Consider the following 15,966-nt stretch of genomic DNA (forward strand, 5'->3'; position numbering starts at 1 on the left):
CCCACTGACCGACTTGCGAGAGATGGGGAACGAAAGTGAAGAGATACCTCCTGTGTACGGTCCTGTCGGCGGCCGTCCTGTGCCTCGGCGGCGCCCCTGCGGTGGCGGACAACGCGACGGCGCATCCGGCGGCGGCGTCCTCCACGTCGCTGCGCGTCCTGCCGCTCGGTGATTCGATCACCTGGGGTGAGGGGAGCAGCACCGGCAACAGCTACCGGGCAGCGCTCGGCACCGAACTGACCGGCGCGGGGCACGCGGTGGACTTCGTCGGAAGCGGCCGCAACGGCACCATGGCCGACCCCGACAACGAGGGCCACTCCGGGTGGCGGATCGATCAGATCACCGGCATCACCGACGGCGTACTGGCCCGGTTCCGGCCCAACGTGGTGACCCTGGAGATCGGCACCAACGACCTCAACCAGAACTACCAGGTGCCGACGGCCACCGACCGGCTGCACGCACTGATCGACCGGATCACCGCCGCCGCACCGGACGCCACCGTGCTCGTGGGCTCGGTGATCATCTCCACCAACGCCGTCGAGGAACCCAACCGGCCGGCGTTCAACCAGGCCATCCCCGGAATCGTCCAGGCCGAGCAGAACGCGGGCAAGCACGTGGCGTTCGTCGACATGAGTGCCCTGACGACTGCGGACCTCTCCGACGCCCTGCACCCGAACGACGGCGGCTACGCGAAGATGGCCGCGGCGTTCAACCGGGGCATCCAGGCCGCCGACGCGGCCGGCTGGCTCACCCCGCCCGTGCCGACCGGCGGCGTCGTGCACTCGGGGATCGCCGGCAAATGCCTGGACGACGCCTTCAGCTCCACCGCGAACGGGAACCCCGTGCAGTTGTGGGGCTGCGACGGATCCGAAGCCCAGTGGTGGACGCTGCACACCGACGGCACCCTGCGGGTCCTCGGGAAATGCATGGACGCCGCGGGCGGAGGTACGGCCAACGGGACGAAGATCCAGCTGTACGACTGCAACGGGACCGGCGCGCAGGTCTGGCAGCCGTACAACGGCGGCTACCGGAACCCGCAGTCCGGCCGATGCCTGGACGACCCCGCCTCCTCCACGGCTGACGGCACCCAACTGCAGCTCTTCGATTGCAACGGCACGAATGCCCAGAAGTGGACCACCCTCCAGGCCAGGTCCACCCCGGCGCTGTGACATCTCGTGACGGGTGAGAGGGTCGGACGGGTGAGCGAGACACCACCGAACACCCTGCAATACCGCTTCGACGGCCCCGAGGACGCCCCAGTCCTGGTCATCGGCCCCTCACTCGGCACCACCTGGCACAGGTTGTAGACAGCGTCCAGAGGCGTCTTCGCCAGTCCAGGGCAGACGCGAAACCGCAGGTCAGAGGGTTCTGGTCAGCGAGGGTCTGGCCAGTCGGTGACTGCTGTGTGATACGCGAGTGATACGAGCAGGCGCCATCCAGGTCTGCCCTGGCGAAATCGCTGGACGGATCCGTGAGACGGCGAAGCCGCACCGGAGTGCTCCGGTGCGGCTTCGCCGTGAGGTCGAACGTATGGACGCGGAAGACTCGTCCACCTCCTCACGCGGTCAGTTCCTGCGTCACTCGTGGGAACGAGGGATGTGCGAGGGCAGTCGCTTGGCGTCCGTGCTGGGGTGAGTGCGAGGAGGAGGCCCCGCCGAGCGTTGAGCGGGGCGTCCTATCCGCTGGCTCAGGCATCGATCAAGCGCGGTGCGGGGCTTCTCATGGTCAGCTAATCGGTGGACCCACCGCCCGCCTCTCTGAACAGGCAGGCGCTGCGGCTCGCCTCCGCGCGAGCCGAGGTGAGCCGCTGGCCGCCCGCGTCGGCCGCAGCCGCACCCCGTGCTCTCGATGGCGTCCCGCTGTGTGGTGTAGGGGATCTTCGCGGTTGAGTGCGCGGGTGCCTGCTCAAATGGCAGGCCACCGTGCCGCACCCACCAGGACACCACCGCCACCTCCTGCCCCACCGGCCCGACCTACGGCTACGACGACGCCTCCGAACTGGAATCGAAGAGCGGTTCGACCACCGGCTGGTCCTACGACAAGGCCGGCAACGAAACCAGCGCTGCCCCGGCCGGGGGCACTGCCCGCACAGGGGAGTCCTGGTCGGACTACAACCAGCTCACCAGCATCACCGCAGGCGGGACCACCTACCAGGCCAAGCACGCCGGAACCACGAACGACGAGCGCACCAAGCTCGGCGACACCTGGTTCCACCACACCCAGCTCGGCCTCGCCTCCACCACCACCGGATCAACGGACACGGGATTCGTCCGCGAACCCGGGGGCACCCTCAACTCCATGACCGGCAGCGGGAAGAGCTGCTACTACCTCACCGACGCCACCGGCAACATCCTCGGCGCCGTCGACCAGGCAGGCACCCGCACCCACACCTACGCCTACACCCCCACCGGCACCACCCGCACCACCCCCACCGAAACCGTCCCCCAGCCCTACCGCTTCGCCGGCGCCTACAACGACTCCACCGGCCTCTGCAAAATGGGCGCCCGCTACTACGACCCCACCCTCGGCCGCTTCACCCAGCCCGACCCCAGTGGCCAGGAAACCAACCCCTACCTCTACGCCACCGGCGACCCCATCAACCACACCGACCCCAGCGGACTTTTCAGCGTCGGGGACGCGCTGGGCGCGGCCGGCGATGCGATCACGGGTGTGCAGCACCTCGTTGACGGAGACTCACGTGCCCTTTGGGGCGACGTTGCCGGAGTTGTGTTCGGCGGCCTTGCCGGCATGGCCTGCGAATCTGCTGCAGTGGCAAGTGCATCCGAAACGGCTGGAGTGTCGCTCAGTGCGTCACTTGAATGCTACGCAATCGGCTGGAGTGTGGGCTCGATAGCTTCCAATGTCGTCAGTTAATCACCTGCCTCACGTGGGCCGAGAGCTAATGCTCTCGGCCCACCAAAATTGAGACCATAAGGAGCCTCATGCCTCACGTCGGATGGACAGTCGAGCAGCAAGCGGCCGTTAAGCGCTACTGGCTATTCACTAACGTCTTTGCAGTTGCCGCAGTTGTCCTGTCATTCATTTTTATTCTTTCCGGTAATGCGGGAGGGTGGATCCTTCTGGTAATGGCCGCTTGTATCTGGGGCGCCTGTTTTCTTTTTATTCGAAACAAGATGAGAAGCCGACCCTGAGCTTACTCCGGGCGCTTCGGAGGTGAATGGGCGACCAATTTTCCAAGCGCCTGCCCGGGGAGCGGGGGCGACGGTAGGGAACCGGGGTGGCGGACAGAGAGGTGTGAGTGGGTTACCACACCGTCTCCTATATTCATCCCGACAAGGCAGGGGACCGCTGAATCATGGGACGTCTCGGACGGTCTGGTCAGCAACAGGCGAAAATCCACATGCTGTATGTGCGGGAGCGCGGTCGATGGTCGGCTTCTGCTTCTGTGCTGCCCTGGAAGCGGGCGGTGCTACTAACAACATGAACCCGTGAAGGGGAATTAAATGCCTCGCATCGGCTGGAGTCTTAGGCAGAGAGGGCACACCTATCGCTACCTCTGGGTATTCGGTATCATCTCCGTGATCGGCATCATCTTCCGCTTGTTCGCCGTCGCTGCAGGAAAAGCTGGCGGATGGGCACTTCTCGGAATGCTCCTCTGCGGTGACGTGGCGCTCCTCCTTCTCATCAAGAACCTGCGGGAACGGTCAGGTCAATGGGGTCCGGGTTGTGGGCGGGCCGGTTCGGCTGTGCGGTCCTGACCGGTCTCGCGTCGGCAGCGAGGGCGGCCAGGAATGCCAGGGGGAGCATGGCCAGCGTGATGTGCCGATGCCAGGCGGTCCAGTGGCGGACCTGGTAGTGATCCAGTCCGACCTGGCCCTTCGCGGCCTGGAAGCACTCCTCGATGCACCACCTCGTCCCGGCCACTCTGACGAGTTCGGCCAGTGGCACCCGTCTTGGGGACCAGCACAGGTAGAAGGCGAGTTCGCCGCTGCTTGGGTTGCGGCGAATCAGCAGATGCCGGTGGCCGTCGGCGCCGATCTCGATCCAGGCCCAGTCGTAGTGGCGCGGTCCCTCCATTCCGGCTCCTGCGCTCTGCCGGTGCCAGGCCGAGGCGGGCAGGCGGTCGGCGACGACATCCGCCCGGGCAGCGGTTCTCCCCTGGTTGATCCGCACCCGGGTGCTGCAGGCGACGGCCAGGCTCAGCCCGCGTGAACCGGCCGGCGATCCGGGTCATGGCCTGGTCGAACATCGCCCGCCACCGGGCCGCGTCTTTGCTGTGGCCCGCGGCCATCGCACGATCTTCAGGAGTCCACACAACCCCCGATGATCACGCGGTGGCCGTTTCGGTGCCCGCTCCGGTTCTCAGGTGGTGCCAGGCATGCCCGCACCCGCCGGCACAGAAGCGGAGCTGCCGCCGTTCATCAGCGACGCCAAGAAGTGCGACCAGCAGCCGGAATGCCTTCACACGCTCGTCCTGCGGAAGGTTGATGATCTTCGTCAGTTGCTCGGAGAGGCGTCCGCGCGTGACCAGCACGGCCGGGGTGTGGGTGGGCCGGATGCCGGCTTTCCGGATGCTCTCCGGCCCGTCATCGCTGGCTGCGCGGGCCTGGATGCAGAACCCTGCCAGGTCACTCAGGACTTCGAACTGCTCAGTGTCGTCGAGGCCCTCGAACCAGCCGACGCCTTGGACGAGCGGACGGATGCCTTGCGCCAACTCGTTCAGGATGACTGTGCGTCCGTCCATCCCGCCCCACCTCCACAACAATCCTGGCTGCCTACCCTGCAAGATCATCGAACCAGATCACGAAGTCGCACTGGAGTATTAGGCGTCGGCAGTGCTCGACGAGCCGAGCCGCCAGATGCATCGGGCCGGTCGGCTTCCCCGGCTGTGTGAGATTTTGTGAGACGTGAGAGGGTGCGGGGCGTGAGTGATACACCGCCGAACACCCTGCAATACCGCTTTGACGGCCCGGAAGACGCCCCGGTCCTGGTCATCGGCCCCTCACTGGGTACTACATGGCACATGTGGGACCGGCAGATACCCGAGCTCATCCGGCACTGGAGAGTCTTCCGGTACGACCTCCCCGGGCACGGCGGCGCCCCCGCCCGGCCCGCGACCGCTGTGGCCGAGCTGGGGGACCGGCTGCTCGCGACGCTCGACGGGGTCGGGGTCCAGCGGTTCGGGTACGTGGGGTGCTCCATCGGCGGGGCGATCGGCGCGGATCTGGCGCTGCGGTATCCGCACCGGGTGGCCGCGCTCGCGCTCGTGGCGTCCTCGGCCCGGTTCGGCAGCGCGGACGAGTTCCGGCAGCGCGGCGTCATCGTCCGTACGAACGGCCTGGAGCCCATGGCGCGCACCGCGCCCGAGCGCTGGTTCACGCCCGCCTTCGCCGCCGCGCAGCCCGCCATCGTGGAGTGGGCCGTCCAGATGGTGCGGACCACCGACCCGGGGTGCTACATCGCCGCCTGCGAGGCCCTGGCCGCGTTCGACGTCCGTACGGAACTGAGCCGCATCCCCGTCCCCACCCTCGTCGTGGTCGGGGCGGAGGACCGGGTGACCGGGCCCGGTGACGCACGCACCCTGGTCGCCGGGATACCGGACGCCCGGCTCGCCCTGGTGCCCGGGGCCTCGCACCTGGCGCCCGTCGAGCAGCCCGGGGCGGTCACCGACCTCCTGCTCACCCACTTCTCCGCCGCCTGGCAGGACACCCAGGCGGCCATCCCGATGCCGGACTCCGTGCCCCGGCTCTCCGCCCCCGTCCAGCCCGTCGCGGAGATCGCCCCCGCCGGACCGGCCCCCGAGGCGGCGGCCGGCGGGCGCCCCGACCCGTACACGCCGGGCATGCGGCTGCGGCGCGAGGTGCTGGGCGACGCGCGGGTCGACGGGGTCCTGGCCGCCGCCGACGAGTTCACCGAGGAATTCCAGGAGCTCGTCACCCGGTACGCCTGGGGCGAGGTGTGGAACCGGGAGGGACTCGACCGGCGCACCCGCTCCACCGTCACCCTCACCGCGCTCGTCGCCTCCGGGCGGATGGAGAGCCTGGCCGCGCACACCAGGGCCGCCCTGCGCAACGGACTCACGCCCACCGAGATCCGGGAGGTGCTGATGCAGACGGCCGTGTACTGCGGGGTGCCGGCCGCGAGCGCCGCCTTCACGATCGCGCAGTCGGTGATTCGGGCGGAAACGACGCCGCCCGCGTAGCAGGATGGAGCCATGAGCAGCGATACCGGGAACACCGCGCCGACCCTGACCAAGCAGTCGCACTCCTGCATCCGCCTGGAGAAGGACGGGCGCACGCTCGTCATCGACCCGGGCGGCTTCTCGGAGGGCGACGCGGCGATCGGCGCCGAGGCGATCCTCGTGACGCACGAGCACCCCGACCACTTCGACGAGGGGCGTATCCGGGCCGGTCTCGAAGCCGACCCGGAGGCCAGGGTCTGGACGCTGCGCAGCGTCGCGGAGCGGCTGAGCCCGGCCTTCCCCGGCCGCGTCCATACGGTCGGCCACGGCGACACCTTCTCGGCCGCCGGGTTCGACATCGAGGTGCACGGCGAGCTGCACGCGGTGATCCACCCGGACATCCCGCGCGTCACCAACATCGGCTTCCTCGCCGACGGCCAGGTCTTCCACCCCGGCGACGCGCTGACGGTGCCCGGCCGGGCCGTCGACACGCTCCTGCTCCCGGTGATGGCCCCGTGGAACAAGATCTCCGAGGTCATCGACTACGTGCGCGAGGTGAAGCCGCGTCGTGCGATCGACATCCACGACGCGCTCCTCACCGACCTGGCCCGGCCGATCTACGACCGGCAGATCGGGGAGCTGGGCGGCTCCGACCACGGCCGCATGACACCGGGCGACTCGACGGCCCTGTGACGGCCGCCGCCCCGGCGGCTGTCAGTGGCAGGCGTTAGGTTTGCGTACATGCGCATCGCCACCTGGAACGTCAACTCGATCACCGCCCGCCTGCCGAGGCTGCTGGCCTGGCTGGAGAGCAGCGGCACCGACGTGCTGTGCCTCCAGGAGACCAAGTGCACCGCCGAGCAGTTCCCCGCCGAAGCGCTCCGCGAGGCGGGCTACGAGTCCGCGGTCAACGCCAACGGGCGGTGGAACGGGGTCGCGCTGATCTCCCGCGCCGGCCTCTCCGACGTCGTGCTCGGGCTGCCCGACGGGCCGGCCTACGAGGACGCGCAGGAGCCCCGCGCGATCAGCGCGACCTGCGGCCCGGTGCGCCTGTGGTCGGTGTACGTGCCCAACGGCCGCGAGGTCTCCCACGAGCACTACGCGTACAAGCTGCGCTGGCTGGAGGCGCTGCGCAAGGCGGTGGCCGCCGACGCCGCAGGTGCGGCCCCCTTCGCCGTGCTCGGCGACTTCAACGTGGCGCCGACCGACGAGGACGTCTGGGACCCGGCTCTCTTCGAGGGGGCCACGCATGTCACGCCCGCCGAGCGCGAGGCCCTGGCCGCCCTGCGCGCCGAGGGCCTGTCCGACGTCATGCCCCGCCCCCTGAAGTACGACCGCCCGTACACCTTCTGGGACTACCGCGAGCTGCGCTTCCCGAAGAACAAGGGCATGCGTATCGACCTCGTCTACGGCAACGCCCCCTTCACCGAAGCCGTGCGGGACAGCTACGTGGACCGCGAGGAGCGCAAGGGCAAGGGCGCCTCCGACCACGCCCCGGTGGTCGTCGACCTCGACCTCTGAGCGGCCCCCGGCGCCCGCGCTCCGTGAACGCACGGTGACCGTGTGGTGTTCGGCACTCGAACGACAGGCCGCGCGCCCTGTGGTGCGCGGGCGCGCCGGGATGCGATTCTGATCGGATGAAGATCCCCTTCTTGGACAACTGGCGTAAACGTCACGACGGGACGCGGGAGGCGGGGCTCGCGGGGGTCGCCGACGCCGATCCTGAGGGCGTGGCCGAACTGCTCGCCGAATGCGAGCTGCTCCGCGTCCGGGTGGGGGAGCGCGGCATCGAACTGGACGACAGCCCCGCCTCGTTGACGGCCCTCGACCAGCTGGTGCCGCGCTGGCGCGACGACCCGGAGGAGCTGCCCTGGCTGGGCAACGACGCCGGGCTCTACCTGGGCACGGTCCTGGTGCGCAATGTCGCCGGGGCGCACTGGCACATCTGGCCCAGCGGTCAGCCGGTCGTGCGGCTCGTCTCGGGCCGCGAGATCGACGTGGTGGAGGCGGGCCTCGACTGGGCGATGTCCGGCAGCCCCGAGCTGTCCCAGGTGTACGCGGAGTCCGCCGAGGGCTGAGCGTTCCGCGCGGCGAACCGCGCGAAGCGATAAGAATCCTTTTGCCCCATTGGTGCGTGTCGGTCGAGAAGTCCCTTGCCGGGCTGGTTAGTTTGCGCTGACCTCGACCGAGCGACAAGTGGGTAGGGCAGCGTATGGCCGTCGATCCGTTGATCGAGCTGCGAGACGTCAACAAGCACTACGGAAAGTTGCACGTACTGCAGGACATCAATCTCACCGTCGGCCGCGGGGAGGTGGTGGTGGTCATCGGCCCGTCCGGCTCCGGGAAGTCGACGCTCTGCCGGGCGATCAACCGACTGGAGACCATCGAGTCGGGCCACATCGCCATCGACGGCAAACCCCTCCCCGAGGAGGGCCGGGGACTGGCCCAGCTGAGGGCCGAAGTCGGCATGGTCTTCCAGTCGTTCAACCTCTTCGCGCACAAGACCGTCCTGGCCAACGTCTCCCTGGCCCAGGTCAAGGTGCGCAAGCGGAAGAAGGACGAGGCGGACCAGCGCTCCCGCGAACTCCTGGACCGGGTGGGGCTCGCCGCGCACGCCGACAAGTTCCCCGCCCAGCTCTCCGGCGGGCAGCAGCAGCGCGTCGCCATCGCACGCGCCCTCGCCATGGACCCCAAGGCGCTCCTGTTCGACGAGCCGACATCGGCGCTCGACCCGGAGATGATCAACGAAGTCCTCGAAGTGATGCGCCAGCTCGCCCGCGAGGGCATGACCATGGTCGTCGTCACCCACGAGATGGGCTTCGCCCGCTCCGCCGCCAACCGGGTCGTCTTCATGGCCGACGGCTGCGTCGTGGAGGACCGCACCCCGGAGGACTTCTTCACCTCCCCGGAGAGCGACCGGGCCAAGGACTTCCTGTCCAAGATCCTCAAGCACTGACGGGAGGCCCTGAGTTGCGTACGAGGAAACTGCTGGCCGCCTGTGCCGGCCTGCTGCTCGCCCTCTTCGCCGCCGCCTGCGGCAAGGAGGGCAGCCCGCCGGTCAAGGGTCCGAAGGCCGACCAACTGCCCGTCTACCGGGTCGACAAGGACTTCCGGCTGCCGGACTCCCGGACCTGGCGGAACGCGAAGAAGCGCGGCTACCTCCGGGTGGGTGCCAAGGAGGACCAGCCCTACCTGGGCGAGAAGGACCCGGCCACCGGTGTCTACTCCGGCTTCGACATCGAGATCGCCCGCATGATGTCCGCCTCGCTGGGCTTCGATCCGAAGACGATCCGCTTCAAGACGATCGCCTCCGCCAACCGCGAGACCGCCCTCCAGAACGGGCAGATCGACTACTACGTCGGCACCTACACCATCAACGACATGCGCAAGAAGCTCGTCGGCTTCGCCGGTCCCTATTACATGGCGGGCCAGGGGCTCCTGGTGCGCAGCGACGAGGACGACATCCACGGACCGCAGGACCTGGCCGGCAAGACGGTCTGCTCCGCCGCGGGCTCGACCCCGTACCAGCGGATCGCCGCCGACTATCCGAAGGCGAAGCTGGTCGCTTACGACACCTACTCGATCTGTGTCGACAACCTGCTGACCTTCCAGGTCGACGTCGTCACCACCGACGACGCGATCCTGCTGGGCTTCGCCGCCAAGGCGCCCGACGAGATGAAGGTCGTCGGCAAGCCCTTCTCCGAGGAGCCGTACGGCATCGGGGTCCCGCGCGGCGACAACGCGCTGCGCTTCGCGCTCAACGACGCGCTGGAGGCGAACGAGAAGAACGGCAACTGGAAGAAGGCGTTCGAGGCGACCCTCGGTCTGTCCGGCGCGCCCGCGCCCAAGCCGCCGCCCATCGACCGCTACCCGGCGAACTGAGAGGACGGCCCATACCCATGGACGTACTCACCGACAACTTCTCGCTCTACGGCAAGGGCTTCCTCGGCACCCTCGAACTCACCGTCTACGCCTCGATCCTGGCCCTGGTCCTCGGCTTCGTCATGGCCTCCTTCCGGGTGGCGCCCGTCGGCTCGCTCCGGGTGTTCGGCACGGTGTGGGTGACGATCCTGCGCAACACCCCGCTGACCCTGCTCTTCTTCGCCGTGCTCCTCGGCCTGCCGCGCTTCGGGCTCGTCCTGCCGTTCAACGTGTTCGCGATCCTGGCGCTGGGCTGCTACACCTCCGCGTTCATCTGCGAGGTGCTGCGCTCCGGCATCAACACCGTGCCCACCGGGCAGGGCGAGGCGGCCCGGAGCCTCGGGATGACCTTCGGGCAGAGCCTGGGCTCCATCGTGCTGCCGCAGGCGTTCCGCTCGGTGATCCCGCCGATCGGCTCGACGCTCATCGCGCTCGCCAAGAACTCGGCGATCGCCGGGGCGTTCAGCGTCACCGAACTCCTCGGCACCTACAAGACCCTCAACGAGCTGGGATACAGCATCATCTGGACCTTCGTCTGGATCGCCGTGGGGTACCTGATCATCACCCTCGCCATCAGCGCGCTCTTCCACATCATGGAAAAGCGCTGGGGAGTCGCCCGATGACCGCCCACACCGCACCCACCGCCAACGCCCTGTACGACATCCCGGGACCGCACACCCGTAAACGGCACCGCCTCTACGGGATCGTCTCCACGGTCCTCATCCTCGCCCTGATCGGCTGGGTGATCTATCTCCTCTTCGACACCGACCAGTTCACCAGCGCCAAGTGGACGCCCTTCGAGTACAAGGGCATCCAGGAACTCCTGCTGCGCGGACTCGGCAACACCCTCAAGGCGTTCGCGTACGCCGCCGTCCTCTCCCTGGCCCTCGGCGCCGTCCTCGCGGTCGGGCGGCTGTCCGAACACCGCCCGGTGCGCTGGGTGGCGACGATCCTCGTCGAGTTCTTCCGCGCCATGCCCGTCCTGGTGATGATCTTCTTCATCTTCGTGGCGCTGAAGGTGCAGCCGCTCCCCGCGCTGGTCGCCGGACTGATGCTCTACAACGGCTCGGTGCTCGCCGAGGTGTTCCGTACCGGCATCAACTCCGTGGAGCGCGGCCAGCGCGAGGCGGCGTACGCGCTGGGCATGCGGAAGACGCAGGTCACCACCTTCGTCCTGGCACCGCAGGCGATCCGCGCGATGCTGCCCACCATCATCAGCCAGCTGGTGGTGGCCCTGAAGGACACCTCGCTCGGCTACCTCATCACGTACGAGGAATTCCTCCACGCGGGCAAGCTCATCGCCTCCAATTTGGACTACGATCTGCCTTTCATCCCTGTGGTGATGGTGATCTCACCGATCTACATCGGGATGTGCATGCTGCTCTCCTGGTTCGCCACCTGGGTGGCGAGGCGGCAACGACGCAACCCGAAGACGGAGGCGGTGGGCGTCGGACCGGCACAGCCCGGCACGCTGATGCCGGGAGGGCGGTAGAAGGACGGGAGCGGGGTCCGCCCGGCAGCAGCCGGTGATCACTTCTCGCACGCGGGAAGAAGGTCAGCTGTGCGCCGGCGGACCGGTCAGCCGAGGGCGCTCCTCGTCTGCCACTCGTCCCACGAGACGTTCCACGCCCCGTAGCCGTTGCCCTCCGCGACCGTGCCCTTGGTCTCCGCGCCCGTGATCTCGAACGGGTCGCCGACGTGGGCCTGCCGGTAGAGGGCGGCGGCGTTCGCGTCGCTCATCCCGACACACCCCGAACTGTGGTTCGCCACCCCGAAGTACGCCGCGTTCCACGGCGCCGCGTGGGCGTACATGCCCGACCAGGTCAGCCGCATCGAGTAGTCGACCATCTTGTCGTACGTGTGGCCCAGGCCCACCGTCTCGGAGCGCATGTTGATCGTGCCCTCCTTCGCCATCAGCACGGCCGTCCCCCGCCACGACCGCTTGTCGCCGCCCGGGGTGCCGCCCGACACCGGCACGTCCATGACCGTCCGGCCGTCCCGCTGCAGCGCCAGCCGGTGCCGGTCCAGGTCCACCTTCACCACCTGGCTCGCGCCCACCGTGAAGGTCGTCGCGTAATCCCGTACGAAGAAGCCGCCGCCCTGGCCCGAGTCGACGCCGTTGAGCTCGGCGTCCAGCGTGATGCGCGTCCCGGACTTCCAGTACTCCTTGGGGCGCCAGTCGACGCGGTCGCGGCCCGAGTAGTCGCGCAGCCAGCCCCAGGAGCCCTCGGTGTGGTTCGAGGTGGACACCTTGAGGGCCTTCTCCACGGCCGCCTTGTCCTTGACCGGGTTGTCGAACACGATCGACAGCGGCTGCGCGATGCCCACCGTCGTGTTCTTGCCGGGCGCCAGCGTCAGCTTGTTCACCTTGTCGGCCGCCTTCGTCGTGAACGAGGCCGTGTCGCTGCCGCCCGAGGAGTCGCGCGCCTCCACGCGGTACGCGGTGCCGGGCGCCGCCGCCCGGTCGGACGTCCAGGTCCGCCCGTCGGCGGATATCCGGCCGCTGAGCATGCCGTCCTTCCCGGCCGAGACGGTCACCTCACTCAGCTTCCCGGCCGCCAGGGTCACCGTCACCGGCTTCCCCGCGGCGGCCGCGGTGCCGCGCAGGTTGACCGAGATGGAGGCCGGCGCCGCCTTCGAGGGAGCGGGCTCACCGTTCTTGTCCGAGGCGGCGGCGCCGCCGGAACAGGCCGTGAGGGTGACTCCGAGCACCGCGCAGCCGGCCATCAGCGCGAGCCGGGCGGGGCGCTGCGGGCGCGCCGGTATCAGGAATGCGGGAATCAACGGAAAGCCTCCAGAGCCGTGTTCGGTCATCGGTGAAGAGGAACGCACCGGAGCCTAAGTTCCGTAAATCTGCGGAAAAGCAGGAATTCCTTGTGTGACGGGAAGCGCAGCGCAACGGTCATCGTCCGGTCACATTCGGCGCGCGGACCCGTCATGGACCGCTGTGAGCATCCTGTGCAGCCCCGCAGAGCAGACCGCGGGGCCCACGAGGGGGAGGGCCACCGACATGTCAGCGCTGCTCGCGACCGGAGACCGCAGCAGGGAGCGGGACCTGCGCGTCCACGGCCTCACCGTGGACGCGCACCGCGCCCACCTGGCCACGCGGGCCGACGCCAGCTTCCTGCAGCACCCCTCCTGGGCCGGGGTGAAAGAGGGCTGGTCCTCGGAAAGCCTCGGCTGGCACGACGACGACGGCACCCTGAGCGGCAGCGCACTCGTCCTCTACCGGCAATTCCCGGGCACCCGGAAATACTTCGCCTATCTCCCGGAGGGCCCGGCCGCCGACTGGGCCGACCCCGGAATGGACCGCTGGCTGCGCCCCCTGCTCGCGCACCTGCGCGCGGCCGGGGCGTTCGCCGTCCGCATCGGGCCCAGCCCCGCCTACCGCCGCTGGACCGGCGCCCGCCTCAAGGCCGCCGCCGGCCCCGGGTGCGCCGTCGGCGACGTCCTGGCGAGCGAGGTCGACCCGCTCGGGGCCGCCGTGGCCGACCGGCTGCGGGCCCGCGGCTGGCGGCGCTGCGGCGGGGACGGCGACGACGCGGACGCCCAGCCCCGGTACGTGTTCCGGGTGCCGCTCGCCGGACGCACCACCGAGGACCTGTGGTCCGGGCTCAACCAGGAGTGGCGCCGCAACGTCCGCCGCGCGCAGAAGGCGGGGGTGCGGATCGTGACCGGGAGCGCCGCCGAACTGCCCGAGTTCCACCGGCTGCTGAGGATCACCGAGGAGCGCGACGGCTTCCGGCTCGGCCGCTCGCTCGGCTACTACCAGCGCCAGTACGCCGCGCTCAACGCCGAGGAGCCGGGCCGGATGAAGCTCTGCCTCGCCGTGCACGACGGCGAGATCCTGGCCGCCCACACCATGATCAGCACCGGCAGGCGGGTCTGGTACCAGACGGGCGCCTCCGCCGACCACCGCCGCGAGGTGCGCCCCAGCAACGCCCTGCAATGGCAGATGATGTGCGACGCCCTCGCCGGCGGCGCGGAGGTGTACGACATGCGCGGGGTATCCTCCACCCTCGATCCCCACGACCGGCCCTTCGGGCTGCTGCGCTGGAAGCTGGGCACCGGCGGGGAGGTCGTGGAGACCCTCGGAGAGTGGGAGACATCGGTGGGCGGAGCCGCCAACAACACGTTGTACCGGGCGTTCCAGGCGTACCTGGCACGCCGGTGACGGCCGCCGGCACCGCCCCGGAGGCGGCCGCCCCCGAGGAGAGCGGCGCGCGCGGCTCCGGATCGGTGCTGCGCAGCGGCGCCGTGATGGCCGCCGGGTCCATCGTCTCGCGGGCCACGGGGTTCATACGCTCGGCGGTCGTCGTCGCCGCGCTCGGCACCGGACTGCGGGCCGACGGGTACACGGTCGCCAACACCGTGCCCAACATCCTCTACATCCTGCTCATCGGCGGCGCCCTCAACGCGGTGTTCGTCCCCGAGCTCGTCCGCGCCGCCAGGGAACACAGCGACGGCGGGGCCGCGTACACCGACCGCCTGCTCACCCTGTGCACGGTCGGCCTCCTCGCCCTCACCGCGCTCGCGGTCCTCGGCGCACCGCTGATCATCCATGTGTACGCCCCCACCTACGACGGCGACCAGGCCGAACTCACCATCGCCCTGGCCCGCTACTGCCTGCCGCAGATCCTCTTCTACGGCCTGTTCACGCTCCTCGGCCAAGTCCTCAACGCCCGCGACCGGTTCGGCGCGATGATGTGGACGCCGGTCCTCAACAACCTCGTGATCATCGCTGTGTTCGGGCTCTACCTCTGGACGGCGGCGGGCTCCGGCGGCACCCTCAGCTCCGCGCAGGCCCAGTGGCTCGGCTGGGGCACCACGGCGGGCATCGCCGTGCAGAGCCTCGCCCTGGTGCCCTCGCTGCGCGCAGCCGAGTTCCGCTGGCGGCCCCGGTTCGACTGGCGCGGCAGCGGACTGACCCGGCCGCTGCGGGCCGCCGGCTGGCTCGTGATGCTCGTCCTCACCAATCAGGTCGCGTACTGGGTGATCACCCGTCTCTCCACCGCGAGCGGCCAGCACGCCGTGGACCAGCACCTCGCGGGCGGCGCCGGCTACACCGCGTACAGCTACGCCTATCAGCTGTGGGTCGTCCCGCAGGGCATCGTGACCGTCAGCCTCGTGACCGCGCTGATGCCGCGCATGAGCCGCGCGGCGGCCGGCGGTGACCTCGCCGGGGTGCGGCGGGACCTCTCGTACGCGCTGCGCACCTCCGCCGCCGTGGTGGTCCCGGCCGCCGCGCTGCTGCTGGCGCTGGCGCCCTGGGTGATGGGCGCGGTCTTCGGCTACGGGCGCACCGGCCCGGCGGACATCACGGTGATGGCGGGCATGATGGCCGCGTTCGCCCCCGGGCTCATCGCGTTCTCCGGGCAGTACGTGCTCTCGCGCGGGTTCTACGCGATGAGCGACACCCGCACCCCGTTCCTGTTGAACCTGGTCATCGCGGCCCTCAACGCCGGGCTCTCGGTCGTCGCCTATCTGACGCTGCCCGCGCGTTGGGCGGTGACCGGCATGGCGGGCGCGTACTCCGTCGCCCTGCTCACCGGCTTCGCCGTCACCGCGTACGTGCTCCACCGCAGGCTCTCGCCGCGCGGCGCGCCGCGCCCCTCGCTCGGCCGCTCGCCCGGAGTGTGGGCGCATGTGCGGCTGGTGGTCGCGTGTGTGCCGGCCGGGGCGCTGGCGTACGGGGCGGCCCGCGCCGTCGACACGGAGGGCTCGGGACTCGGGGACTTCGCCGCGCTGGGCGCCGGGACGGTTGTCCTCGCGCTGGTCGTGGCGGGGCTGGCCCGGCCGCTGCGGCTCACCGAGGTGAGCGGTGCGCTGAACGCCGCACGGGGCCGGCTGCGGCGCGGCTGAACCGGCCCGTGCTCGTCCGCCCGTTCGAATTCATTCCTTGA

Annotated in this window: 15 protein-coding genes; 12 read left to right on the forward strand and 3 right to left on the reverse strand. The window is 69.6% G+C overall.

The window, feature by feature from the left end; genetic code table 11:
• Window positions 1-35 precede the first annotated feature (35 nt).
• Together ACIQZN_RS15060 and ACIQZN_RS15065 are read left to right on the forward strand one after the other, a co-directional pair.
• Window positions 36-1,169, forward strand: a complete 1,134-nt coding sequence (locus ACIQZN_RS15060; RefSeq protein WP_403992762.1) for a ricin-type beta-trefoil lectin domain protein — start codon at window positions 36-38, stop codon at window positions 1,167-1,169.
• A gap of 1,129 nt (window positions 1,170-2,298) precedes the next feature.
• Window positions 2,299-2,874 (forward strand): RHS repeat-associated core domain-containing protein, encoded by a 576-nt coding sequence (locus ACIQZN_RS15065; RefSeq protein WP_403992765.1) that lies wholly within the window; start codon window positions 2,299-2,301, stop codon window positions 2,872-2,874.
• A gap of 771 nt (window positions 2,875-3,645) precedes the next feature.
• On the opposite strand, the gene ACIQZN_RS15070 is transcribed toward ACIQZN_RS15065, so the two are convergent.
• Window positions 3,646-4,038, reverse strand: a complete 393-nt coding sequence (locus tag ACIQZN_RS15070) for a hypothetical protein (RefSeq protein WP_403992768.1) — start codon at window positions 4,036-4,038, stop codon at window positions 3,646-3,648.
• Between the two features lie 250 nt (window positions 4,039-4,288).
• Window positions 4,289-4,705: a DUF5958 family protein gene (locus tag ACIQZN_RS15075; RefSeq protein ID WP_403992771.1), complete on the reverse strand. Its 417-nt coding sequence runs from the start codon at window positions 4,703-4,705 to the stop codon at window positions 4,289-4,291.
• A 180-nt stretch (window positions 4,706-4,885) separates the two neighbouring features.
• Here ACIQZN_RS15075 and ACIQZN_RS15080 point away from each other — a divergent pair, with 180 nt between their 5' ends.
• The 8 genes from ACIQZN_RS15080 (at window position 4,886) to ACIQZN_RS15115 (ending at window position 11,555) form a co-directional block, all read left to right on the forward strand.
• Window positions 4,886-6,163, forward strand: coding sequence for an alpha/beta fold hydrolase (locus ACIQZN_RS15080; protein ID WP_403992774.1), 1,278 nt, complete (start codon window positions 4,886-4,888; stop codon window positions 6,161-6,163).
• 12 nt (window positions 6,164-6,175) lie between these two features.
• Window positions 6,176-6,835 (forward strand): MBL fold metallo-hydrolase, encoded by a 660-nt coding sequence (locus ACIQZN_RS15085; RefSeq protein ID WP_403992777.1) that lies wholly within the window; start codon window positions 6,176-6,178, stop codon window positions 6,833-6,835.
• A 48-nt stretch (window positions 6,836-6,883) separates the two neighbouring features.
• A complete protein-coding gene (locus tag ACIQZN_RS15090) occupies window positions 6,884-7,663 on the forward strand; it encodes an exodeoxyribonuclease III (protein ID WP_403992780.1) in 780 nt (259 codons plus the stop codon).
• A gap of 116 nt (window positions 7,664-7,779) precedes the next feature.
• Window positions 7,780-8,220, forward strand: a complete 441-nt coding sequence (locus ACIQZN_RS15095; RefSeq protein WP_403992782.1) for a DUF6278 family protein — start codon at window positions 7,780-7,782, stop codon at window positions 8,218-8,220.
• 134 nt (window positions 8,221-8,354) lie between these two features.
• The gene (locus ACIQZN_RS15100; RefSeq protein WP_403992785.1) at window positions 8,355-9,098 is read left to right on the forward strand and encodes an amino acid ABC transporter ATP-binding protein; all 744 of its coding nucleotides are present in this window, start codon (window positions 8,355-8,357) and stop codon (window positions 9,096-9,098) included.
• 14 nt (window positions 9,099-9,112) lie between these two features.
• The gene (locus tag ACIQZN_RS15105) at window positions 9,113-10,024 is read left to right on the forward strand and encodes a glutamate ABC transporter substrate-binding protein (protein ID WP_403992788.1); all 912 of its coding nucleotides are present in this window, start codon (window positions 9,113-9,115) and stop codon (window positions 10,022-10,024) included.
• A 17-nt stretch (window positions 10,025-10,041) separates the two neighbouring features.
• The gene (locus ACIQZN_RS15110) at window positions 10,042-10,686 is read left to right on the forward strand and encodes an amino acid ABC transporter permease (RefSeq protein WP_403992791.1); all 645 of its coding nucleotides are present in this window, start codon (window positions 10,042-10,044) and stop codon (window positions 10,684-10,686) included.
• The gene (locus tag ACIQZN_RS15115; RefSeq protein ID WP_403992794.1) at window positions 10,683-11,555 is read left to right on the forward strand and encodes an amino acid ABC transporter permease; all 873 of its coding nucleotides are present in this window, start codon (window positions 10,683-10,685) and stop codon (window positions 11,553-11,555) included. The genes ACIQZN_RS15110 and ACIQZN_RS15115 overlap by 4 nt, the downstream gene beginning before the upstream one ends.
• Before the next feature lie 86 nt (window positions 11,556-11,641).
• Here the strand turns inward: ACIQZN_RS15115 and ACIQZN_RS15120 are convergent, their stop codons facing one another.
• Window positions 11,642-12,790, reverse strand: a complete 1,149-nt coding sequence (locus ACIQZN_RS15120) for an Ig-like domain-containing protein (protein ID WP_403993031.1) — start codon at window positions 12,788-12,790, stop codon at window positions 11,642-11,644.
• 283 nt (window positions 12,791-13,073) lie between these two features.
• Between ACIQZN_RS15120 and ACIQZN_RS15125 the strand changes: the two genes are divergently transcribed.
• Window positions 13,074-14,237: a lipid II:glycine glycyltransferase FemX gene (locus ACIQZN_RS15125; RefSeq protein ID WP_403992797.1), complete on the forward strand. Its 1,164-nt coding sequence runs from the start codon at window positions 13,074-13,076 to the stop codon at window positions 14,235-14,237.
• Entirely contained in the window at window positions 14,234-15,925 is a 1,692-nt protein-coding gene (gene murJ / locus ACIQZN_RS15130) for a murein biosynthesis integral membrane protein MurJ (RefSeq protein WP_403992800.1), read from the forward strand. Before ACIQZN_RS15125 ends, murJ begins: the two co-directional genes overlap by 4 nt.
• Window positions 15,926-15,966 lie beyond the last annotated feature (41 nt).

The sequence above is a fragment of the Streptomyces sp. NPDC097595 genome, assembly GCF_044761525.1.
Lineage (GTDB): Bacteria > Actinomycetota > Actinomycetes > Streptomycetales > Streptomycetaceae > Streptomyces > Streptomyces drozdowiczii_A.